This is a genomic window from Streptomyces sp. NPDC059371 (assembly GCF_042751995.1).
Lineage (GTDB): Bacteria > Actinomycetota > Actinomycetes > Streptomycetales > Streptomycetaceae > Streptomyces.
The window spans coordinates 1-22,404 of sequence record NZ_JBHYXD010000087.1; the positions used below are offsets into that span (position 1 = coordinate 1).

Sequence of the window (22,404 nt, forward strand, 5' to 3'; positions counted from 1 at the left end):
CCCTCCCGGTCGTCCGCTCAGGCGCGCGGGTTTTGGGCTGGTGGGGCCCCCGGGGGGGGGGGGGGCGCCGCGGCGGGGGGGGGGGGGGGGCGGCGCGCCCCCCCCCCCCCCCACCGTTCTGCTCGTGATGCCGGCCGTGGCGCTGCTGGTCGGCAGCCTTTTCGTCGAGCCGGTGCGGGTCGAGTCGACGAGCATGGAGCCGACACTGCTGTCCGGGGACCATCTGCTCGTCGACGACCACGCGTACCGCGACGCCTCGCCCCGGCGCGGCGACCTCGTGGTGTTCGAGGGTTCCGGCGCGACCCTGGTCAAACGGGTCGTGGCGGTGGCCGGGGACACGGTCGCGATCGAGGACGGGGTCCTGGAGGTCAACGGCCGTGCCGTCGAGGAGCCGGCGGTGGATCCGAGGACGGTCGACGGGATGTACTACGGGCCCGCGCGGGTACCGGCCGGCACCGTCTTCGTGCTGGGCGACAACCGCCGGCACTCCGTGGACTCCCGGCAGTTCGGACCGGTCCCCGTCACCAAGGTGACCGGACGGGTGATCCTGCGCTGGTGGCCACGGCCCGGCAGACCGTGAACGGTGCGCGGGTCCGGGGGCCCGCCCGCGCCCTCCTTACGGGTTCGTACCACCGGGGGATCCCGCCACGACGGCGTCGAGCACCGCGTCGATCCCGGCGTCCTTGTGCAGGATCGTCGCCGCCCCGGCGGTCAGGGCCGCCCGCTCCAGCCGGCCGCCGACCGCGGAGGTCAGCACCACGACCCTGGTTCCCGGGCGGAGCGCCAGGAGCCTTCGGGTCGCCTCCGCCCCGTCCAGGACGGGCATGACCAGATCCATGAGGACCACGTCCGGCAGGAGCCGCACCGCCGCGTCGACGGCCTCGGCGCCGTCGCACGCCACACCCACCACGTCCACGAGCGGGCTGCGGCCGAGCGCGCCGGCCAGGGTGTCCCGCACGAGCGGGTGGTCGTCGACGACGAGCAGGCGAATCGGCATGGTCCAACGGTGCCTGTTCCCGGGCTTCACAGCCACCCCCAAACCGGAGGGGTCGACATCCTGAACCGTAGGGGTCGCCGGCCCAGGAGGACACGATTTCTCCACAGCATGTGTTCCCTTCATCCACACCGTGATTCCATGGCGTATGCGTTCCGGCCACGGTGGCGGTCCGCTGAGGTGGGGGAGTACATGCCGGGACAAGAGGGTTCGCCGACGACGCGGGTGCTGATCGTCGACGACCATCGGACATTCGCGGAGCTTTTGGCCTTCGCGCTGGGCTCCCAGCCGGACTTCGACTGCGCGGGCTGGGCGGGCACCGGGGCGGCGGCCGTCGAGCTGGCGACCAGGGAACGGCCCGACATGGTCGTGATGGACATTTCGCTCGGCTCGGAGAACGGCCTCGAGGTCACCCGGCGGATCCGGGAGGCGACGCCGGACGCGACCGTCGTGATCGTCTCCGCGCACCGTGATCCCGACTGGGTGGTCCGCGCCGCGCAGGCCGGCGCGAGCGCCTTCGTGCCGAAGTCCGGTTCCCTGGAGGAGATGCTGGGCGTCCTGCGCGACGTACGGCAGGGATCGATGCTCGTGTCGGCGTCCATGTTCGGTGAACCGCCCCGGCCGTCGGCCACCGACGACCCCGCCGTGGCCAGTCTGACCGCCCGCGAGTCCGAGGTGCTCACGCTGATGGGCAAGGGGCTGGCCCCGGCGGCGATCGCCCGACTCCTGGGCATCAGCGTCAACACCTGCCGCGGCTATGTGAAGTCGATCCACCTCAAGCTCGGGGTGCGCTCCCAGCTCCAGGCCGTGGTGAAGGCGCAGCAACTCGGTCTCGTCGAGGCACACAGCGATGGCTGACCGGGAGGGCGCGACGACAGCCGGCCGCGGGTCCGCGGAGACGGCCGACCGTGAACGCGCGACGACAGCCGACCGCGACGGCACGGTCCCGGCACCGGAATCGGGGGGCAGCAGAACGGTCCGGCACGCGGTGATCGCGATGGTGCTGATCGGACTCGGCGCCTTCACGGTCGTCGGAGCGGCCACCGTGTTCGCCGCCGAGTCCATCGCCAAGAAGACCGCTCTCGCCGAGGCCGCGCGGTCCGCGCAGCTCATGGGCAACGTGATCTTCAAGCCGGCCATGCCCCGGCTGATCCGCGGCGACCGCACCGCGTGGGCGCAGCTCGACGAGGCGGTGCAGGCCCGCGAGAGCGAGGCCGGCGTCGTGCGCGTGAAGGTGTGGAACCGGCAGGGCGACGTGCTCTACTCCAACGAGCACCAGGCCATCGGGATGTCCTTCCCCCTCAACGACGACGTGCGCAAGACCATCGACCAGCACGCCAGTTGGGCGGACCTCTCCGACCTGTCCGACGAGGAGAACATCACCGAACCCCACGGCGACAGCCGTCTCGTGGAGGTCTACGTACCCCTGGACCTGCCCTCCGGCGAACGGCTGGCGCTGGAGGTCTACTCCACCGACGAGCGGGTGGCCACCGCGCGCGGGGAGCTGATGCGGACCCTCGTACCGTTCTCGATCCTGGCCCTGCTCCTTCTGCTCCTCGCCCAGCTCCCCGTCTCGGTGCAGTTGCTGCGCCGGGTCAGCCAGGCCGACGCGGAGCGCAGCCGGCTGCTGAGCAAGGCGCTCACCGCCTCGGAGCGCGAGCGGCGCGCGATCGCCCGCGACCTGCACGACGGTGTGGTCCAGGACCTCGCAGGTGCCGGGTACGCCCTCGCGGCCGTCCGGGCCGACCTGCCGCCCGGCACGACGGCGGCGGCGAGCGGCATGCTCGACAGGATCTCCGACGTGCTGCGCGGTGCCGTCGGCTCGCTCCGCACGCTGATGGTGGACATCTATCCGCCGGACCTGACCGAGGACGGGCTGCCGCAGGCGGTCGAACTGCTCGCCGAGCGCCTGCGCCGGGAAGGGATCGCCGTCACCACGACCGTCGACGTCCGGGCCGCGCTCGGGCCGGATCTGGCGGCGGCCGCCTACCGCTGCGCACGGGAGTGCGTGACCAACATCCTCAAGCACGCCGAGGCGGGCCGGGCGTCGATCGACGTCACCGGCTGCCAGGACCGGCTGCTGGTCGTGGTGACGGACGACGGAAAGGGGCCGGGCACCGCCCTCGGCAGCACCGGCCATCTCGGGCTGCAGCTCATCCGGGACACGGCGAGCGAACTGGGCGGCGAGGTCACGGTCGCCCAGCGCCCCGGCGGCGGCACCGAGGTGCGCACCGTGCTGGCGGTGCGCACCTGACCCCCTCGTTTTGAGGGGTCCGCACCCCCCAAGAGCGAGGCTGCCGGTGACAACGGCGAGGCGACACCCTGGACGTGCCGTCCGACCACGTCACCCGGGGGAGAAGCGGATGCGCCGCATCGTCACCACGCTCTGCCTCGTCCTGTGCGCGCTGTGCCTCCAGGCCGTGACCGCGGGCCCGGCCGCCGCGCACACCGGTCTGCTGGCGAGCGAGCCCGCGGCCGGCCAAGTACTGCCGCGCCTGCCGGCCCAGGTCGCGCTGACGTTCCGCCAACCCGTGACCGCGGGCGCCGACGCCGTGCGGGTGTTCGACGACCGCATGCGCCGGATGGACCTCGGCGGCCACCCCGACGACCGATCCCGGCAGACGCTGCGGACCGCCCTGCCCGGAAGCCTGCGTGCGGGCACCTACACCGTGGCCTGGCAGGTGACCTCGGCCGACGGGCATCCCGTGGCGGGCACCTACCGGTTCTCCATCGGCGCGGCCACCCACGTCGTCGGCGTCGTGCCCTCCCTCGCCGGTGCGAACGGCGCCTGGGCCGGCCGGCTCCTCGGAGCCGCCCGCGGCATCGGCTACGCCGGACTCGCTCTGGGACCGGGCGTGCTGCTGGTCGCGCTGTGGCTGTGGCCCGCCGGGCTGCGCGACCGCAGGACCCGCGCCCTGCTGTGGGGCGGGCTCGGCCTGCTGGCGGCCGGCACGCTCGCGGTCCTCACCGTCCACACCGTCTGGGCCGACGGCCGGCCACTGGCCGAGGCCTGGTCCGGCTCGGACGCCCACCAGCACGCGGTGACGGCCGACCTGGCCTACGCGGTGCGCTTCTACGCCCTGCTGGCGCTGGGCGCCGCGACCGCGGTGGCCACCGCGTCGGCCGGGAGGGCCAGGCCGGCCAGACCGCTCGTCCTGGCGACGCGCGCGGCGGTCGGCGGGGGGGGGGGCGGCCCGCCGCCGGCGGCGGGGCCGGGGCGGGGCCGGGCCCCGCCCCCCCCCCGGCGGTCGTCGACGCGTTCTCCCCGGGCCCGGACGCCCGGCTCGGCGTCCTCGTGGACCACCTGGTCCCGGGTTCGAAGGAGTCCCGGATCGCGGAGGCGGTCACGAGCGAGCACGCCCTGGTGCTCGGCCACCCGTACATCGATGTCTGGGAGGCCGTGAAGCCGTCCTCCGTCGGCATCCCGTCCTGGCCCAGGGTCCCGCGCGGCCAGGACTGGAAGACGGGCGTGTGCCGGGCCCTGGGCTGGCCGGAGAACACCGGCGCGGCCTGGCAGCACATCCTGTCCCGGGTGCACTCCTACAAGGACCTGGAACCGGCCCTGCTGGGCCGGGTGGAGGAACTGATCGACTTCGTCACGGCGCCGGAATGACGGACCGGCGGCCGGTTCCCCGGGGCCTGCGGTGTGCCCCGGTCCGACGGCGTGACCCGGGGCCGGCGGTGTGACCCGGGTCCGGCGGCGGTGCCCCGGGGCCAGTAGCTGTGCCCTTCGAATCCGGGTCCCCGATGTTCAGTCGACCAGGTCCCGGACCACGGCGTCCGCGAGGAGGCGGCCGCGGAGGGTGAGGACGGCGCGGCCCGCGTCGTACGGGCCGGCTTCGAGGAGGCCTTCGGACAGGGCGCGGCGGGAGGCCGCGAGGCCGTCGGCGCGGAGCAGGGAGAGCGGGCAGCCCTCGCGCAGCCGCAGTTCGAGGAGGATCCGCTCGACCCGGCGGTCCTCGCCGGAGAGGAGCTCACGGCCGGCCCCCGGGGAACGGCCCTCGGCCAGTGCCGCCGCGTACGCACCCGGATGTTTCACGTTCCACCAGCGAACGCCGCCGACGTGGCTGTGCGCGCCGGGACCCGCGCCCCACCAGTCGGCGCCCCGCCAGTACAGCTCGTTGTGCAGACAGCGGCCGGCGTCGGAGGTGGCCCAGTTCGACACCTCGTACCACTCGAAGCCCGCCGCCGACATCACCTCGTCCGCGATGAGATAGCGGTCCGCGTGCACGTCGTCGTCCGTCATGGGGACCTCGCCGCGCCGGATGCGGCGCGCGAGCTGCGTGCCCTCCTCGACGATCAGCGCGTACGCGGAGATGTGGTCGGGTCCCGCGCCGAGGGCCGCTTCGAGCGACGCCCGCCAGTCGTCGTCCGACTCCCCCGGCGTGCCGTAGATCAGATCCAGGTTCACATGTGCGAATCCGGCCGCGCGGGCCTCGGCGACACAGGCCTCGGGGCGGCCCGGGGTGTGGGTGCGGTCGAGCACCTTCAGGACGTGCTGCCGGGCGCTCTGCATGCCGAAGGAGATCCGGTTGAAGCCCCCGGCGCGCAGGGTCGCGAGGTACTCCGGGCCGACCGACTCGGGGTTCGCCTCCGTCGTGACCTCGGCGTCGTCCGCGAGGCCGAACTCGTCCCGGATCGCGCCCAGCATCCGTACGAGGTCGTCGGCGGCCAGCAGCGTGGGCGTACCGCCTCCGACGAAGACCGTGCGGACCGGGCGGGGGTCGTCGCCGAGGACCTTGCGGGCGAGCCGGATCTCGTCGGTCAGGGTGTCCGCGTAGTTGTCGCGGGAGGCGAGCACCCCACCACTGCCCCGCAGCTCGGTCGCCGTGTAGGTGTTGAAGTCGCAGTAGCCGCAGCGGGTCGCGCAGTACGGAACGTGGAGGTAGAACCCGAGGGGCCGCTCGGCGGCCCCGGCCAGGGCGTGCGCGGGCAGCGCCCCGTCGTCGGGGACGGGCTCACCGTCGGGAAGTGCGGAAGGCATGCGTTCCATTGTCCAGCACGCCCGGGGTGGACGTGTCCGGTGCGCCGCGGCCCCGCTAGTCGGCCTGCAACACCAGCAGGGCCATGTCGTCCTCGGGCGGGCGGGGGCCGAAGGCGTGGACCAGCGCGCGGATCCGTTCCGCGATCATCTCGGCGGTCAGGCCCGCGCAGCCCGCGAGGGCGTGCGCGAGACCGTCGTCGTCGTCGAACTGACGGGACCCGTCGCGCCGCTCCGTCACCCCGTCGGTGACGCACAGGAGCGTGTCCCCGGGGTACAGCTCGAAGGAATCCGCGGTGTATTCGGGGTCCTCGAAGACGCCGAGCAGGGTCTGTGGCCGGGCCATCTCCCGTACATCACCGTCGGGACTCAGCAGCAGCGGCAGCGGATGCCCCGCCGAGGCCAGGGTGCAGCGCACTCCGCCCTCGAAGGGGACCAGCTCGCCGTAGAGCATGGACAGGAAGCGCGTCTGCGGGCCGAGGTCGGTGCCGAGCCCGGGTCCGCCGGCGGCCACGAGCGCGCGGGCAGCCGCGTCCGCGGCCTCCGTCGCGTCGTCGAGGAGGAGCTGGTTGAGACGGTCGAGGACGTCCGCGACGTCGTAGCCCTCGCGGGCGAGGAGGCGCAGCCAGGGCCGGGCCAGGCCGATCACGACGGCGGCCTCGGGCCCCTTGCCCTGGACATCGCCGACCGCGAAGCACCAGCGCCCGTCGCCCGCCGGGAACACGTCGTAGAAGTCACCGCTCGGCCCGCCCTTGTCGAGCGGTTCGTAGACGAGGGCGCTGCGCACCCCGGGGATCTCGGCGACCGCGCCCGGCAGCAGCCCGCGCTGGAGGACCCGGCTGATGGTGGCCTGGCGCGCGTACTGGCGGGCCGCGCCGATGGCCAGGGCGATACGGCGGCTGAGGTCCTCGACGAGCCCGGTGACCTCGTCGGGGAAGTCGGGCGGTCCGGCCCGCCCGATGACGAGCGTGCCCAGCGGGCGGCCGCCCGCGATCAGCCGGTACGCGAGCGCCGCCCCGCTCACCCCGCGGGCGCCCAGCGCCCCGCCGGGCCAGGGCACCGGGACGGCACGCGAGCGCACCGCGTCGGGCAGCCGCGGCGGGTCCTTCTCCAGAGCCTGGCGCAGGCCCTCGATCAGGTTCTCGCTGCCGTGCCAGACCCGGGCGAGGCGGGGGCCGAGGGCCAGGCCGAGCCCGCCCGCCCGGTCGGTGGCCTCGTCCTCCAGCCATACGGCGCACCAGTCGGCGAGGCGCGGGACGAGGAGCTGTCCGGCCAGCGCGGCGACCAGGTCCTCGTCGAGCTGTCCCGCGAGCAGGTCCGAGGCCTCGGCGAGGAAGGAGAGGGCACCCCGGTCGAGCCAGTCGTGGGCCCGCGCGGTGCTCCGGTCCACCCCCGGGGCGGACACGGCGCGATACGGCTCGCCGCCTGCACCGGCACCCGGCCCGTACCCCGGGACCAGCCCCTCGGCGTACCCGGTGGCCCCTGCCCGGGCCGGCTCCGCACCGGCCGCCGCATCGGTCGGACCGTCGGATCCGGCGAACCCGTCGGATCCGGCGAACCCGTCGGGGAGCGCGCTCGCGAGCCCGTCCGCGTCCGTGAATCCGCCTGGTGCCATGAGCCCGCCCGCGAGCCCGCCCGGGTCCGTGAATCCGCCCGGTCCCGGGAGACCGCCCACGTCGTCGAAGCGGCCCGGCCGGCGCAGGTCGTCGGCGTCCGTGAAGACGCCCGCCCCGGGGAGGGCCCCGGCGGCCCCGTCGGCCAGCAGCCTCGACCACACCGTCTTGACGCCCGGACGATAGGTGATCCCCCAGGCCTCGGAGAGCGCGGAGACGAGGCGCAGGCCCCGGCCGTACTCCGGTGTCCCGTAAGGCGGTTCGGCGCCGTCCTCCCGTATGGCGCGCGAGGGGTGCTGGTCGGAGACCTCGACGACCAGCGGGCCGGGCGGGCCGTCGGCCGGGCACTCCAGGCGGCACAGCAGCTCGACGTCGGTGCCCGCGTGCACGACGGCATTGGTGACGAGCTCGCTGACCACCACCGACGCGTCCCCCGTGAGCCGGTCGTCGATGATCTCGGCGCCGGGCAGGGCCAGTTCGGCCCAGCTCAGGAGCGTGTCACGGAGGAACCGGCGCGCGGCCGCGGGAGCGAGCGGAGTGCCCGGCAGCGATGTACGCGATACGACGTCCCGGCCGGCGGGGTGGTGCGCGAGCACGTCCGGTGCGCACGCCGTGGACTCCCGTTGCGTCGGAATGGCCCCCACTGTGCGGCTCCCTGGGCAGTTCGGACGAAGACACCTCGGTCGATTCGGCCAGGGTGACAGACTGGCGGCACTCATAAGCGCCGAGTCACCGAAGTAGGCCGTCATGAGTGAGAACAGTGGTATGGATGTGCTCGAAGACGGACAGAATCGAGCATCCGATCCGCGTTCACCGCCCGTCACGACGACGACGGCGCGGGACGGCGACTTCGGCGCGGCGCCCGAGGCGGGTCATGGACCGGCCGCCGGACCCGCGGGGCACCGAGAAAACCACGGACCGAGTGAGGCACCGTCATCATGAGCGCCGAGACGACGACCGACGAGGGCGCGCGCATCCTCCTCGTCGACGACATGGAGGACAACCTGGTCGCGCTGGAGGCCGTCCTGCGCTCCCTCAACGAGCCGCTGGTACGCGCGCGTTCGGGCGAGGAGGCGGTGAAGGCACTGATGCGGCAGCGGTTCGCGGTCGTCCTGCTCGACATCCGTATGCCGGGCATGGACGGATTCGAGACGGCCGCGAACATCAAGCGGCTCGACCGGACCAAGGACGTGCCCATCATCTTCCTGACGGGCACCGACGCCGACGCGGGCTACGCCTTCCGCGGCTACGCGACGGGCGCGGCCGACTATCTGACGAAACCGTTCGACCCGTGGGTCCTGCGCGCCAAGGTCAGCGTCTTCCTCGACCTGCACCGCAAGAACCGCCAACTGGAGTGCCTGCTCGCCCGCGAACAGGACCAGGTCGACGAACTCGCCGCCCGCCTGGGGAGGATGGACACGGACCTGGCGGCGGGCACCGCCCCCGACGTGCCCGGACTCCGCGACCAGATACGGCGGATGGACGAACTGCTGAGCAGGATGCGGCGGCGGGACGGACAGGACGGTTGAGAGAGAGCGAGCACCCCGGCCTCCGGCCCGTACGGAGCGGGGCCGGAAGCCGGGGTGCCGGGGTCGCTACGCCTCGCGGCTGCCCGCGTACATCTCGTCGATCAGGTGCTTGTACGCCTTCTCGACGACCGGGCGCTTCAGCTTGAGGCTCGGAGTGATCTCGCCGTGCTCGACGTCCAGGTCACGGGGCAGCAGACGGAACTTCTTGATGGTCTGCCAGCGCTGCAGGCCCGCGTTGAGCTCCTTCACGTAGCCCTCGACCAGGGCGACCGTGACGGGCGCCGCGACGACCTCGGCGTACGACTTGCCCTCCAGGCCGTTGTCCTTGGCCCAGTCGAGGATGGACGGCTCGTCGAGGGAGATGAGCGCGGTGCAGAAGTTCCGGTCGGCGCCGTGCACGAGGATGTTGGACACGTACGGGCAGACGGCCTTGAACTGACCCTCGACCTCGGCGGGCGCGATGTACTTGCCGCCCGAGGTCTTGATGAGGTCCTTCTTGCGGTCGGTGATCCGCAGATAGCCGTCCGCGGACAGCTCGCCGATGTCGCCGGTGTGGAACCAGCCGTCCGCCTCCAGGACCTCGGCGGTCTTCTCGGGCAGCCCGTGGTAGCCCTCCATGATGCCGGGGCCGCGCAGCAGGATCTCGCCGTCGTCCGCGATACGCACCTCGGTGCCGGGCAGCGGCTTGCCGACCGTTCCGGTGCGGTAGGCCTCGCCCGGGTTCACGAAGGAGGCGGCGGAGGACTCGGTGAGTCCGTAGCCCTCCAGGATGTGGATGCCGGCGCCGGCGAAGAAGTAGCCGATCTCCGGCGCGAGCGCGGCGGAGCCGGAGATGCAGGCGCGCAGGTTGCCGCCGAAGGCCTCGCGGATCTTGGCGAAGACGAGCGCGTCGGCGACCTTGTGCTTGGCGCCGAGCGCGAACGGCACCGAGGCCGAACCCGTACGGCGGAAGTTGTCCTGACTGGCCTTCGCGTACTCGCGGGAGACCTCGGCGGCCCACTGGAAGATCTTGTACTTGGCGCCGCCGGCGGCCCGCGCCTTGGCCGCGACCCCGTTGTAGACCTTCTCGAAGATGCGCGGGACGGCCGCCATGTACGTCGGCCGCACGATCGGCAGGTTCTCGATGATCTTGTCCACGCGGCCGTCGACGGCGGTCACGTGCCCGACCTCGATCTGGCCGGAGGTCAGGACCTTGCCGAAGACGTGCGCGAGCGGCAGCCACAGGTACTGCACGTCGGCCTGGCTGACCAGCCCGGTCGCGGAGATGGCCTTCGCCATGTAGGACCAGTTGTCCTGCGGCAGGCGGACGCCCTTGGGGCGGCCCGTGGTGCCGGAGGTGTAGATGAGGGTCGCGAGCTGGTCGGCGGTGATCGCGCCGACGCGCTCCTTGATCAGCTCGGGGTGCTTCTCCAGGTACGCGGAACCGCGCGCCTCCAGCTCGGCGAGCGTCAGGACCCAGTCCTCGCTCTCCACGCCCTCCGCGTCGATGACCACGACATGCGTGAGCTCGGGAAGCTCCGCGCGCTTCTCCCGGGCCTTGGCGAGCTGGGCGGCGTCCTCCGCGATGAGGACCCGGCTCGCGGAGTCGGACAGGATGAACGCCGACTCCTCGGCGTTGGTCTGCGGATACACGGTCGTGGTGGCCGCGCCCGCGCAGAGGATGCCGAGGTCGGCCAGGATCCATTCCACCCGGGTCGAGGAGGCGAGCGCGACGCGCTGCTCCGGCTGGACGCCGAGTTCGATGAGACCGGCCGCGATGGCGTAGACCCGCTCCGCGGACTGCGCCCAGGTCAGCGACTTCCACTCGTCCGGCCCTTCGCCCGGGGCCGGTACCGGGTAGCGGTATGCCTCGGCGTCGGGTGTGGCCGCCACGCGCTCCAGGAAGAGGGCCGCGACGGACGGCGGACGGTTATCGATCAGGGTCTGTGTGTCGCTCACGACATCCTCCGGGGCCCCGCGGCAGTGCGGCTGGCTCAATTGCGGCTGTTGTTTAACTCGCGAGTAACTACCGAGCAGAGATCAGACTAGAGCGCGTCCGGCCGGTGCGTAAGAGGCGGCGGCAGGTCACTTCCCGGCCACTTCCCGCAGGACACACCCCTGAGACAAGCACAGAGCCCGCCGCGCCGGAGCGCGACGGGCCCTGAAATTCCGGGATTCGGCGTGGCTACTTCTTGCCCTTGGCCGAACCGCCGCTGTCGTCGCTGGACAGCACGGCGATGAAGGCTTCCTGCGGAACTTCCACAGAGCCCACCATCTTCATCCGCTTCTTGCCCTCCTTCTGCTTCTCCAGCAGCTTCCGCTTACGGGAGATGTCACCGCCGTAGCACTTGGCGAGGACGTCCTTGCGAATGGCGCGAATGGTCTCGCGGGCGATGACCCGGGAGCCGATGGCCGCCTGGATGGGCACCTCGAAGGCCTGCCGCGGAATCAGCTCGCGCAGCTTGGCGACCAGCCGGACGCCGTACGCGTAGGCCGCGTCCTTGTGCGTGACCGCCGAGAAGGCGTCGACCTTGTCGCCGTGCAGCAGGATGTCGACCTTGACCAGGCTGGAGGCCTGCTCGCCGGTGGGCTCGTAGTCCAGCGAGGCGTAGCCGCGGGTCTTGGACTTGAGCTGGTCGAAGAAGTCGAAGACGATCTCCGCGAGCGGCAGGGTGTAGCGGATCTCGACCCGGTCCTCGGAGAGGTAGTCCATGCCGAGCAGGGTGCCGCGCCGGGTCTGGCACAGCTCCATGATCGCGCCGATGAACTCCGAGGGGGCGAGGATGGTCGCCCGCACGACCGGCTCGTACACCTTGTCGATCTTGCCCTCGGGGAACTCGCTCGGGTTGGTGACCGTGTGCTCGCTGCGGTCCTCCATCTCGACGCGGTAGACCACGTTCGGGGCGGTCGCGATCAGGTCGAGCCCGAACTCGCGCTCCAGCCGCTCACGGATCACGTCGAGGTGCAGCAGTCCGAGGAAGCCGACACGGAAACCGAAGCCCAGCGCCGCGGAGGTCTCCGGCTCGTACACCAGCGCGGCGTCGTTGAGCTGGAGCTTGTCCAGGGCGTCGCGCAGCTCGGGGTAGTCGGAGCCGTCCAGCGGATACAGGCCCGAGAAGACCATGGGCCGGGGGTCCTTGTACCCGCCGAGCGCCTCGGTGGCGCCCTTGTGCAGGGTGGTGATCGTGTCACCGACCTTGGACTGGCGGACGTCCTTCACGCCGGTGATGAGGTAACCCACCTCACCGACACCGAGCCCGTCGGCCGCCTTCATCTCGGGGGACGAGACGCCGATCTCCAGCAGCTCGTGCGTGGCGCCGGTGGACATCATCTTGATGCGCTCACGCTTGTTGAGCTGCCCGTCGATGACACGCACGTACGTCACGACACCGCGGTACGAGTCGTAGACCGAGTCGAAGATCATCGCGCGCGCGGGGGCGTCCTGGACGCCGACCGGGGCGGGGATCTCGGCGACGACCTTGTCGAGCAGCGCCTCGACGCCCAGGCCCGTCTTGGCGGAGACCCTGAGCACGTCCGCGGGGTCGCAGCCGATGAGGTTGGCGAGCTCCTCGGAGAACTTCTCCGGCTGGGCGGCCGGCAGGTCGATCTTGTTCAGTACGGGGATGATCTTGAGGTCGTTCTCCATCGCCAGGTAGAGGTTGGCGAGAGTCTGCGCCTCGATGCCCTGAGCCGCGTCGACGAGCAGGACCGTGCCCTCACAGGCCGCGAGGGACCGGGACACCTCGTACGTGAAGTCGACGTGCCCGGGGGTGTCGATCATGTTGAGGATGTGGGTCTTGCCCGGATCCTCGGTCGGCGCCCAGGGCAGCCGGACCGCCTGGGACTTGATCGTGATGCCGCGCTCGCGCTCGATGTCCATACGGTCGAGGTACTGAGCACGCATCTGCCGCGCGTCCACCACCCCCGTGAGCTGGAGCATGCGGTCGGCGAGCGTGGACTTGCCGTGGTCGATGTGCGCGATGATGCAGAAATTGCGGATCAGAGCCGGGTCGGTACGGCTCGGCTCGGGCACATTGTTAGGGGTCGCGGGCACGCAGGGTCCTGTCTCTTGAGGCGCCTGTCGCCTCGGGTCGGATCGATACGTAGATTCCATGGTCCCACGCGCGGCGGGCTGCGACCGGTGTGGGCCGCGCGAGAGGGACGGCCGCGCCCGTCCCGAAGGCCCTGACCAGGGCGGCTGCGAACGGTCCCCGGGCCGGGAGCGCACGGCCGGTTTGAGCCGGTCGTGCGGGGGCTGGTAGCCTGGGTGGCTGTGTCTCGTGCCCTCTCTGCAGGAGACGCACCCAAGAAAATCAAACGGCGGGTGAGACGTGCCGTCTCACGCGCCTGAACCTGTAAAGGCTCATCAGTGGCGAACATCAAGTCCCAGATCAAGCGGATCAAGACCAACGAGAAGGCCCGGCTGCGCAACAAGGCCGTCAAGTCCTCTCTGAAGACCGCGATCCGCAAGGCCCGCGAGGCTGCTGCCGCGGGTGACGTCGAGAAGGCCACCGTCGCGGCGCGCGAGGCTTCGCGCAAGCTCGACAAGGCCGTCGCGAAGGGCGTCATCCACAAGAACCAGGCCGCCAACAAGAAGTCGGCGCTTGCTTCGAAGGTCGCCACCCTCCAGGGCTGAGTCGGCTGAGCTCTCCGGGGCTCGACCCTGACTTGTCTTGACGTGACCGTCGGCCGGACCCGAGCGGGCCCTCTCTCCCGCTCCCGACCCGACACCCCCGGATTCGCGCACGATCTGCGTTCGCCACGCGGGCGTGAATCCACCAGCTCGAACCGAAGGCCCCGCTCCTCCCTTCCCCGGGAGAACGAGCGGGGCCTTCGGTGTACCACTGGCTCTTCGGTGTACCACCGGGCCTTCGGTGTACCACTGGGTCGTCGGCGTACCGCTGGGTCGTCGGGGTGCTGCGGTGGACCTGGCGGGGCTAGCGGCGGCCGGAGCGGGCCGCGCGGGCGACGGCCACGACGGCCTTCTCCAGGGCGTACTCGGGGTCGTCCCCGCCGCCCTTCACCCCGGCGTCCGCCTCCGCGACCGCCGTGAGCGCCATGGCGACCCCGTCGGGCGTCCAGCCCCGCATCTGCTGGCGGACACGGTCGATCTTCCACGGCGGCATCCCGAGCTCACGGGCCAGATCGGCGGGCCTGCCGCCCCGCGCGGAGGACAGCTTGCCGATCGCCCGCACCCCCTGCGCGAGCGCGCTGGTGATCAGGACGGGGGCCACACCGGTCGACAGCGACCACCGCAGCGCCTCCAGCGCCTCCGCGGCCCGCCCCTCCACGGCCCGGTCGGCCACGGTGAAGCTGGACGCCTCGGCCCGCCCGGTGTAGTACCTCCCGACAACGGCCTCGTCGATCGTCCCCTCGACGTCCGCGGTGAGCTGCGACGCCGCGGAAGCCAGCTCCCGCAGATCGCTCCCGATGGAGTCCACCAGCGCCTGGCAGGCCTCCGGAGTGGCCGCCCGGCCCAGCGACCGGAACTCGCTCCGCACGAACGCCAGCCGGTCCGCCGGCTTCGTCATCTTGGGGCACGCCACCTCCCGCGCGCCCGCCTTGCGCGCGGCGTCGAGCAGCGCCTTGCCCTTGGCCGCGCCCGCGTGAAGGAGCACCAGGGTGATCTCCTCGGCGGGAGCCCCCAGATACGCCTTGACGTCCTTGATCGTGTCGGCCGACAGATCCTGCGCGTTGCGGACGATCACGACCTTGCGCTCGGCGAAGAGCGACGGGCTCGTCAGCTCGGCGAGCGTGCCCGGCTGCACCTGGTCCGGGGTGAGGTCCCGGACGTCCGTGTCGGCGTCGGTGGCCTTTGCGGCGGCCACCACCTCCTGCACGGCACGGTCGAGCAGGAGATCCTCCTGGCCCACTGCCAGCGTGACAGGGGCGAGAGGGTCGTCTTGTGCGGTCTTCTTGGCCATCACGGAAAGCATCCCACGCGCCACTGACACCAGGTGCCGCGAGCCGCGGCCCACGGAGGCCCGGCCTCGCCCGTCTGAATCGACCGGGGCCGGTCCGCGCGGCTGACTCGACCGGGGCTGATGGGGCGGCTGACCCGACCGGGGCTGATGGGGCTTGGCCGGCCCGAGTGCGCGCCGCCCGGCCGGACTGGCGCGTGGGCCCCGGTCGGGCCGGGTACGCAGGAACTCGCTCAAGCCTGCCTCGCGCGGCTGGGTCGACCGAGCCTGGTGGGGGCTTGGCCGGCCCAGGTGCGCGAGGCCCGGTCGGTCCGGCGCGTGGGGCCCGGTCGAGCTGAGCGTGCAGGAGCCCGGTCGGGCCTGGTGGGGGGCTTGGCCGGCCCAGGTGCCCGAGGCCCGGTCGAGCCGAGCGCGTGGGGCCCGGTCGGGCCTGGTGGGGGGCTTGGCCGCCCCAGGTGCATGGGGCCCGGTCGGACTCGGCTACGGCTCCTCGTGCCAGCCGTCCCATTCGGCCGCGAACTCGTCCAGTTCCTTCGCGTCGAGCCGTGCCTCGGGGTCCGTCAGCACCACCAGCCACTGCGCGTCCTCGGCATCGTCCTCGCCCGCGAGGGCGTCCCGCACGAGCTGCGGCTCCTCCAGCAGCCCGAACCGGTCACCGACGGCCTCCGCCGCCTCCTTCGCGGCGTCACGGTCGGGCAGCACCAGTACATGTCTCACATCGCTCACCCGAACATCTTCCGGTACGCCCGGCGCGGCCGACGCCGGGATCCCGGTCCGCCGCGTGTGATCTGCGCGGCTTCCCGGCCTCGGCTACCCGAACTCCTTGACCACCGGCACCCGGTCCAGCTCGATCCCGAAGCGTTCCCGGTACGTGGCCAGTACCTCCTCGTCGGTCGCAAGCTCCGTCACCTCCTTGGTCCCGTCGGCCGTCGACACGGTGAACTTGCGGCCGCTGAGCGTGATCCGGCCCCCGTCCTCGGTGACCCGCGAGCAGACCAGCGACCGGGTGAAGTGCGACAGCGGCGAGGTGCCGTGCCACCAGGCTCCGACACGGAAGTCCCCGAGGACACGCGGCCGTACCTCCAGCCGGTACTGGCGCTTGTCGCCCAGGAGGACGTCGAGGTCCTCGAGTTCCCGGGAATCGCCCGGTCCCCGCACCCCCGCCGCGTCCGGCGCCGACTCCACGACCCGGAACATGCCGCCGGGGTCCCGCTGTTCGCCCCGCTCCGTGAACGACAGCGGATAGTGGCTGTGGGCCCCGAAACCGACGTCGGTCAGCCAGTCGCCCCCGTCCACCGTCCGTACCCGCAGCGCGAGATGGTCGTAGGGAATCCCGGGCCTCCCGTCGTCCCCGTACACGCGCGCCGCGAGCAGCGTCACGTCGTAGCCCACCGCCCCCAGCAACGCCGCGAACGCGCCGTTCAGTTCGTAGCAGAAGCCCCCTCTGCGCGCTCCCACCACCTTGTCCAGCAGCCTCTTCTCCTCCAGCACGATCTCCTCGCCGAGATGGATCGACAGGTTCTCGAACGGCACTGTCCGCAGATGGCGGAGCTGCAGCTCGCGGAGCACATCGGACGTGGGCCATGCCGGGTGCGGGGCCCCAATGCGGCGAAGGTAGGCGTCGGCCTGTGCGGAGTTCATGCGTTCAGTGTCGCGCCACACCCAGCCCTTCGCCCTCACCGGTGACGGCCAGATCACCGTCCTCGTCGGTCCGCAGCACCACCGCGCCCCCGGCCCGCAGCGCCGCGACCGTGCTCGGAGCGGGGTGGCCGTACGGGTTGTCGCCGCCGACCGAGATGAGCGCGAGCCGGGGAGCCACCCTGCGTATGAGCTCCGGATCCTGATACGCCGATCCGTGATGGGCGACCTTGAGCACGTCCACACCGTCCAGCCCCTCGGCGGCCGGCGATCTCGCCAGGGCCTGCTGGGCGGGCGGCTCCAGGTCGCCGAGCAACAGCAGCCGCAGCCCCGCGGACCGCACGAGCAGCGTGACGCTGGCGTCGTTCGGGCCGTCCGGCGGCGGGACGGGATCCGGCGGCGGCCACAGCACCCGCCAGTCCAGGCGTCCCGCGCTCCTCCTCTCCCCCGCCACGGCCCGCGTCAGCGGGATGTGCCGTGCGCGCGCCTCCCGCCGTACGAACTCGGCCTGATCCGGCGGCTCTTCGAAGCCGGTCGTCTCGATCGCGCCCACCGAACGCCCCCGGAGCACACCGGGCAGGCCCGCGACATGGTCGGCGTGGAAGTGCGTCAGGACGACGAGCGGGATCCTGGTGACGCCGAGCGTGCTCAGACAGCGGTCGGCCAGCACCGGATCGGGCCCGGCGTCCACCACCACGGCGCTGCCGTCACCCACCGCGAGCACGCTCGCGTCACCTTGCCCCACATCGCACATCGCGAACCTCCAGCCGGGCGGCGGCCATCCCGTGATCACCCGGGTGAGCGGCGGCGGCTGCACCACGAACAGCAGAAGCAGCACAGCGCCCACAGCACTCGGCAACGGATGTCTCAGCAGCCGACGCCCGGCGACCACGCCGGCCGCCATGACAAGAGCCAGCAGCAGTGCGCCCGTCCAGGTGTCGGGCCAGTCCACTCCTCCACCGGGCTGCGCCGCCCCCGTGCGCGCGATGCCCGCGATCCACCGGGCGGGCCAACTCGCCCACCACGCGAGGAGCTTGGCCACGGGCATCGCCCAGGGGGCGGTCGCCAGGGTCGCGAATCCCAGCACCGTGGCCGGTGTGACCGCGAACTCCGCGAGGAGATTGCACGGCACCGCCACCAGACTCACCCGGGCCGACAGCACGGCGACCACCGGCGCGCACAGCGCCTGCGCGGCGGCGGCCGCGGCCAGCGCCTCGGCCACGCGCGGCGGCACCCGGCGTCGCCGCAGGGCCGCGCTCCAGCCCGGGGCGAGCGTGAGCAGGGCTCCGGTCGCGAGGACGGAGAGCAGGAACCCGTAACTGCGGGCGAGCCAGGGGTCGTACAGCACCAGGACCAGAACCGCGGCGGCCAGCGCCGGGACCAGCGATCTGCGGCGCCCGGTCGCGATGGCGAGCAGCGAGATCCCTCCGCAGGCCGCCGCCCGCAGCACGCTCGGGTCCGGCCGGCACACGACGACGAAGGCGAGCGTGAGCGCTCCGCCGAGCAGGGCGGTCGCCCTCAGCGGAACCCCGAGCCGCGAGGCGAGGCCCCGGCGCTCCACCCGTTGGGCGAGGCCGGGTGGCCCGGTGAACAGCGCGAGGACGATGACGAGATTTCCCCCGCTGACCGCGAGAAGGTGCGTGAGGTCGGTGGCCTTGAAGGCGTCGTCCAGCTCCGGCGTGACACGTGAGGTGTCGCCCACCACCAGCCCTGGCAGCAGCGCCCGCGCGTCCGTGTCCAGGCCGTCGGTCGCCTTGCGCAGCCCTTCGCGCAGCCGGCCCGCGAACCGCTGCGGACCGGACGGCGCTCCGACCACCTCCGGCGGCGCACTCCCCCGTACCCGCAGTACCGCGGCGACGTCCTCCCCGTCCGACAGGGCGGGCACGACCCGCGCCGCCACCCGAAGCCGGGTCGACGGCAGCAGCGACAGCCAGGGCGAGCGGTCGCCGGCCCGGCGGGGCGCGCCTCGTCGGGAGCGGGCGTCGACGATCACCAGCACCGGGGTCCGGGTGGCCAGCACCGTGCCGTCCGCCTGGGTGACCCGCGTGACGTCGGCGTCGAACATCAGGGCCGTCGGGGCGATGTGGTCCCCGTTGATCCGGGGCCGGGTGAGGCGGGGATCGGAGGTGATCTCCACCTCCGCGGTCACGTGGGCGAAGCTCTCAGCGAGGGCGGGGACAGGGCCGCGTCGCAGGTCCGCCGTGTGCAGCCCCGCGGAGGCCGCGGCGGCACCGACGCAGAGGAGCACGGCGGCGACGGACACCCACAAACCGGGTCGCACGGCGCCCGAGTGTCCTTGCCGAACGTCACCGACGGCTCCCCGGCGGACGCCCCGATCTCCCGGCCCCGCCCGCGCGCCCCTCCTCCCCACCGCCAGCAGCGCGCCGGCCGCGGCCAGGGACACAGCCACGACGACCGTGACCCGGCCCGGCGACGCTCCGACGCTCACCGCCGCCGTGAGCCAGGCCGCCGCCGCGGGGGCCACGAGCCGGAGGTCGACCGGCCCCTCCGACCTGGGATGCGAGGCCCCCAGCCGTCTCCCCGAAGCCGCGTGCACGGGCCGCCGGCCGGTGACGCCGGGGATGCCCGCGGGGCGCCCCAGGGACCTCTGCGACTCCCCGGGCTCCGTCGTCGTCCCAGGCCGGGGCTCCGGCATTCCCACCGGCCCGCCGGAAACCCCGCTGGACGTCGGGGCCACCCGCCGGCGCCTCACCTCGGAACCGGGGCCGGGGCCGGAACCGGAGCCGCTCATGGCCGCACCAGGTCCCGGAGATCGGCGAAGCGGCGGTCTCCGATCCCGTTCACTTCGCGGAGCTCGTCGACCGAGCGGAAACCGCCGTGCGCCACGCGGTAGTCGACGATGTGCCGGGCCAGGACGGGTCCGACCCCGGGCAGGCTGTCGAACTGCTCGACGGTGGCCGTGTTGAGAGGAATCGGTGCCGGCGGCACCGCTCCCGCCAAGGATCCCGTGGCGCCGAACGGCCCTGAACCGCCGGCACCGCCCGGTCCGGCTCCCGTCGGGGGCGCGGTCGCGCCGACCATGATCTGTTCGCCGTCAACGAGGACCCGGGCGCGGTTGAGGCCGTCGCTGTCCGTGCCGGGCCGTAATCCGCCGGCGGCGCGCAGGGCGTCCTCGACGCGGGACCCGGCCGGCAATCGCCGGAGTCCGGGGGTGCGCACCTTTCCGCCCACGTCCACGACGACCACACCCCCACCGGTGCCGGGGGCGTCCGGAGTTCCGGCCGGCGCTCCGGATTCCCCGCCCGGCCGGTCGCCCGGCGCACGCTTCCCGGCGTACGGCGCGGCGGCGCTCATCACCTCAGGGGCCCGGACGGGCCGCGTCCGGCCCGTCCAGAAGTGCTGCACGGCGAAGACGGCCGCCACGACCAGCAGCACGGTCAGCGCGGCCACGCTCCTGCGTTCCAGACCGCACCGCGACTGCAGCCACAACGGCAGCCGCTCCCGCACCGCGAGCCCGGCCCGGTCCCGCCAGGCACCCGCTTCCCTGTCCGGACCGTGCGAGGCCGGTTCGCCGACGGTGGGTTCACTCGCGGTCGGCTCACCCACGATCAGTTCACGCGGCGGCGACCAACTCGTGGGCAGCGTGCCCGCGTCCCCGTCATCGCGGCCCGCCCCCGGTGGCCCGTTCCCCGACTCGCGCCGTCCCTGGGCGTGTTCGGTGAAGAGGGCGTCGGCGCGCAGGCGGAGGGCCGCGGCCGATGCCTCGTGGCGGCGCGTCCGGCTTCGCCGGTCACGGCGGCGGTGACGGCTGCGGCTGTCGGAGAGAGGGCCACGACCCGGGCCACTGGTCGGAGTCGCGGTGCGTGAGCTCGATCGAAGTTCCATGCGGCGAGAATGCGGCAACCCGGCACCCTCGCGATGATCATGCTCAATTCCGGTGGAAAGCGACCCAGTTGTAGATAACTCCATCACCCGCACGAGCGACGCACGCCAGTGACACAGCGGCTGGTGACGCAGCGGCTGGTGACACAGAAGCTGGTGACACAGGTACCGGTCTCCTCATCGGGGCGACACGACCGCCGCCAGCAGCCCGGGCCCGGTGTGGGCGCCGATCACCGCGCCCACCTCGCTCACGTGCAGTTCGGCGAGTCCCGGCACCCGCGCCCGCAGCCGGTCAGCGAGGGCCGACGCCCGCTCGGGAGCCGCCAGATGGTGAACGGCGATGTCGACCTGGGCGCTGCCCGCCCGGTCGACGACGATCTCTTCCAGCCGCGCGATCGCCTTGGACGACGTCCGGACCTTTTCGAGGAGTTCGATGCGGCCGTCGCGGAGCTGCAGCAGCGGCTTCACGGCGAGCGCGGAACCCAGCAGGGCCTGCGCGGCCCCGATCCTGCCGCCCCGGCGGAGGTAGTCGAGGGTGTCGACGTAGAAGTGGGCGGACATGCCCGCGGCCCGCTTCTCGGCGGCCGTGACCGCGTCGTCGACGGACCCGCCCGCCTCGGCGGAATCGGCGGCGGCCAGCGCGCAGAACCCGAGAGCCATGGCGACCATCCCCGTGTCGACGACGCGCACCGGCACCGGGGCCTCGCGCGCCGCGAGCACGGCGGCGTCGTAGGTTCCCGAGAACTCGGAGGAAAGGTGCAGCGAGACGATGCCGGTTGCGCCGGACTCGGCGACCTCGCGGTAGGTCGCGGCGAAGGTCTCGGGGCTGGGCCGGGAGGTCGTGACGGGGCGCCGCTTCTGCAGTGCCAAGGCCAGGGAGCGCGCCGAGATCTCGGTGCCCTCTTCGAGCGCCTGGTCCCCGAGGACCACGGTCAGGGGAACCGATGTGATGCCGTGGCGCTCCATCGTCCGCGGCGGCAGGTAGGCCGTTGAATCGGTGACGATCGCGACATGGCGGGACATGAGCTGGAGATTACCTGGCGGGACCGGTGCGCGGCAGCCCGGCCCCTTCCACCTGCGGTCGGAACGGCTGGATCATGTCGTGCTCTCGGGGCGGGGCTTCTTCTGCCAAGGGTAGGTGGGCCGTTGACCGGGCGGCGTGATGGCCGAACGGCCGGCCCCGTCGTCGGGAGGGGACTGCCGGGTCCCGGGCGCGCTCTGTCCGCCGGAGCTCTCCGCGTCCGCGGCGGGAGCGTCGGGCCAGGACCTGGGCGGTCCCGGCTCCTTGGTCCAGTGACGCAGGGCGCCGGCCTCCACGTCGATCTGGGCGCTCAGTGTGTCCAGGTCGTCGCCAGCGAAGCGGTGGGCCCGGTCGCGGGCGGCCCAGCGCAGCGAGTCCGCCGACTCCGTGATCCGCCGGGTGCGCTCCCGCAGGCCCGGGAGCCGGGTGGCGAGCGTGTTCCGGTCGGGCTCGGTCTCCAGACGCTTCAGTTCGGCGTCCAGCTCGTGCCCGTGGGTGCTGAGCCGCTCGAAGAGGCTCAGGGACTCCTTGAGGGACTCGTCCTCCGCCGCGCTCGCCTGGAGCGCGTCCTGGGTGGCGCGCATCGATGTGCGCAGCGACAGTCTGAGCTGGGCGAGCTCGCCCTGGGGGCCGGGCTGGGCGAAGGTCTTCGCCCGCAGCGTGGTGTCCTCGACCGTGCGCCGGGCCTGCGAGATGGTGCGGTCCACACCGCGCTTGGCGGCGCCGACCACCTTCACCGTCGCATACGCGCCGAACACCACGAACAGCAGGAAGAGCAAGGCGATCACGGTGATCACGGTACCCATCACACTCCTCCTCCGACCGGCCGCGGCAGCTTTCGCCGCGCTCTCAACGGTAAACGCTGCGGGCAGGTTCAGGGTTCCG

The 22,404-nt window shown here is 72.8% G+C and carries 17 protein-coding genes and 2 pseudogenes; 7 read left to right on the forward strand and 12 right to left on the reverse strand.

Annotated elements, in window-relative coordinates; all coding sequences use genetic code 11:
- Positions 1-127 precede the first annotated feature (127 nt).
- On the forward strand, positions 128-580 hold the full coding sequence (gene lepB, locus ACFXGX_RS33375) for a signal peptidase I (RefSeq protein WP_384798902.1): 453 nt from the start codon (positions 128-130) through the stop codon (positions 578-580).
- Between the two features lie 36 nt (positions 581-616).
- Here the strand turns inward: lepB and ACFXGX_RS33380 are convergent, their stop codons facing one another.
- Positions 617-997, reverse strand: a complete 381-nt coding sequence (locus ACFXGX_RS33380; RefSeq protein WP_384798830.1) for a response regulator transcription factor — start codon at positions 995-997, stop codon at positions 617-619.
- Positions 998-1,186: 189 nt separating this feature from the next.
- On the opposite strand from ACFXGX_RS33380, the gene ACFXGX_RS33385 reads away from it, so the two are divergent.
- From ACFXGX_RS33385 to ACFXGX_RS33400, 4 genes and pseudogenes are all read left to right on the forward strand, one after another.
- Positions 1,187-1,852, forward strand: a complete 666-nt coding sequence (locus ACFXGX_RS33385; RefSeq protein ID WP_384798833.1) for a response regulator — start codon at positions 1,187-1,189, stop codon at positions 1,850-1,852.
- A complete protein-coding gene (locus ACFXGX_RS33390; protein ID WP_384798836.1) occupies positions 1,845-3,248 on the forward strand; it encodes a sensor histidine kinase in 1,404 nt (467 codons plus the stop codon). Before ACFXGX_RS33385 ends, ACFXGX_RS33390 begins: the two co-directional genes overlap by 8 nt.
- Before the next feature lie 109 nt (positions 3,249-3,357).
- A pseudogene (locus tag ACFXGX_RS33395) lies at positions 3,358-3,714 on the forward strand (copper resistance protein CopC); the annotation flags it as partial.
- A gap of 521 nt (positions 3,715-4,235) precedes the next feature.
- Positions 4,236-4,607 (forward strand): annotated as a pseudogene (locus ACFXGX_RS33400) (DUF3097 family protein); the annotation flags it as partial.
- 138 nt (positions 4,608-4,745) lie between these two features.
- Here ACFXGX_RS33400 and hemW read toward each other — a convergent pair.
- Both hemW and ACFXGX_RS33410 read right to left on the reverse strand, forming a co-directional pair.
- Positions 4,746-5,978 (reverse strand): radical SAM family heme chaperone HemW, encoded by a 1,233-nt coding sequence (gene hemW, locus ACFXGX_RS33405; RefSeq protein ID WP_384798838.1) that lies wholly within the window; start codon positions 5,976-5,978, stop codon positions 4,746-4,748.
- A gap of 55 nt (positions 5,979-6,033) precedes the next feature.
- Positions 6,034-8,232: a SpoIIE family protein phosphatase gene (locus ACFXGX_RS33410; RefSeq protein WP_384798841.1), complete on the reverse strand. Its 2,199-nt coding sequence runs from the start codon at positions 8,230-8,232 to the stop codon at positions 6,034-6,036.
- 294 nt (positions 8,233-8,526) lie between these two features.
- On the opposite strand from ACFXGX_RS33410, the gene ACFXGX_RS33415 reads away from it, so the two are divergent.
- Positions 8,527-9,117: a two-component system response regulator gene (locus ACFXGX_RS33415; RefSeq protein WP_384798844.1), complete on the forward strand. Its 591-nt coding sequence runs from the start codon at positions 8,527-8,529 to the stop codon at positions 9,115-9,117.
- Positions 9,118-9,183: 66 nt separating this feature from the next.
- Here the strand turns inward: ACFXGX_RS33415 and ACFXGX_RS33420 are convergent, their stop codons facing one another.
- Together ACFXGX_RS33420 and lepA are read right to left on the reverse strand one after the other, a co-directional pair.
- A complete protein-coding gene (locus ACFXGX_RS33420) occupies positions 9,184-11,055 on the reverse strand; it encodes an AMP-dependent synthetase/ligase (RefSeq protein WP_384798847.1) in 1,872 nt (623 codons plus the stop codon).
- A gap of 226 nt (positions 11,056-11,281) precedes the next feature.
- Positions 11,282-13,150: a translation elongation factor 4 gene (gene lepA, locus ACFXGX_RS33425; RefSeq protein WP_384798849.1), complete on the reverse strand. Its 1,869-nt coding sequence runs from the start codon at positions 13,148-13,150 to the stop codon at positions 11,282-11,284.
- 315 nt (positions 13,151-13,465) lie between these two features.
- Here lepA and rpsT point away from each other — a divergent pair, with 315 nt between their 5' ends.
- Complete coding sequence (gene rpsT, locus ACFXGX_RS33430; protein WP_384798852.1) at positions 13,466-13,732, forward strand: 30S ribosomal protein S20; 267 nt, start codon at positions 13,466-13,468, stop codon at positions 13,730-13,732.
- A 301-nt stretch (positions 13,733-14,033) separates the two neighbouring features.
- Here rpsT and holA read toward each other — a convergent pair whose 3' ends face one another.
- The 7 genes from holA to ACFXGX_RS33465 all read right to left on the reverse strand — a co-directional run bounded on the left by holA (position 14,034) and on the right by ACFXGX_RS33465 (position 22,325).
- Positions 14,034-15,020, reverse strand: coding sequence for a DNA polymerase III subunit delta (gene holA, locus ACFXGX_RS33435; RefSeq protein WP_384798855.1), 987 nt, complete (start codon positions 15,018-15,020; stop codon positions 14,034-14,036).
- Positions 15,021-15,497: 477 nt separating this feature from the next.
- Positions 15,498-15,743 (reverse strand): hypothetical protein, encoded by a 246-nt coding sequence (locus ACFXGX_RS33440; RefSeq protein ID WP_384798858.1) that lies wholly within the window; start codon positions 15,741-15,743, stop codon positions 15,498-15,500.
- Positions 15,744-15,827: 84 nt separating this feature from the next.
- A complete protein-coding gene (locus tag ACFXGX_RS33445) occupies positions 15,828-16,658 on the reverse strand; it encodes an arylamine N-acetyltransferase (protein WP_384798861.1) in 831 nt (276 codons plus the stop codon).
- Between the two features lie 4 nt (positions 16,659-16,662).
- Entirely contained in the window at positions 16,663-19,212 is a 2,550-nt protein-coding gene (locus ACFXGX_RS33450) for a ComEC/Rec2 family competence protein (RefSeq protein ID WP_384798864.1), read from the reverse strand.
- A 191-nt stretch (positions 19,213-19,403) separates the two neighbouring features.
- A complete protein-coding gene (locus ACFXGX_RS33455; RefSeq protein WP_384798867.1) occupies positions 19,404-20,501 on the reverse strand; it encodes a ComEA family DNA-binding protein in 1,098 nt (365 codons plus the stop codon).
- Positions 20,502-20,675: 174 nt separating this feature from the next.
- A complete protein-coding gene (locus tag ACFXGX_RS33460; RefSeq protein WP_384798870.1) occupies positions 20,676-21,521 on the reverse strand; it encodes a DegV family protein in 846 nt (281 codons plus the stop codon).
- A 72-nt stretch (positions 21,522-21,593) separates the two neighbouring features.
- A complete protein-coding gene (locus ACFXGX_RS33465) occupies positions 21,594-22,325 on the reverse strand; it encodes a hypothetical protein (RefSeq protein WP_384798873.1) in 732 nt (243 codons plus the stop codon).
- Between the last annotated feature and the right edge of the window lie 79 nt (positions 22,326-22,404).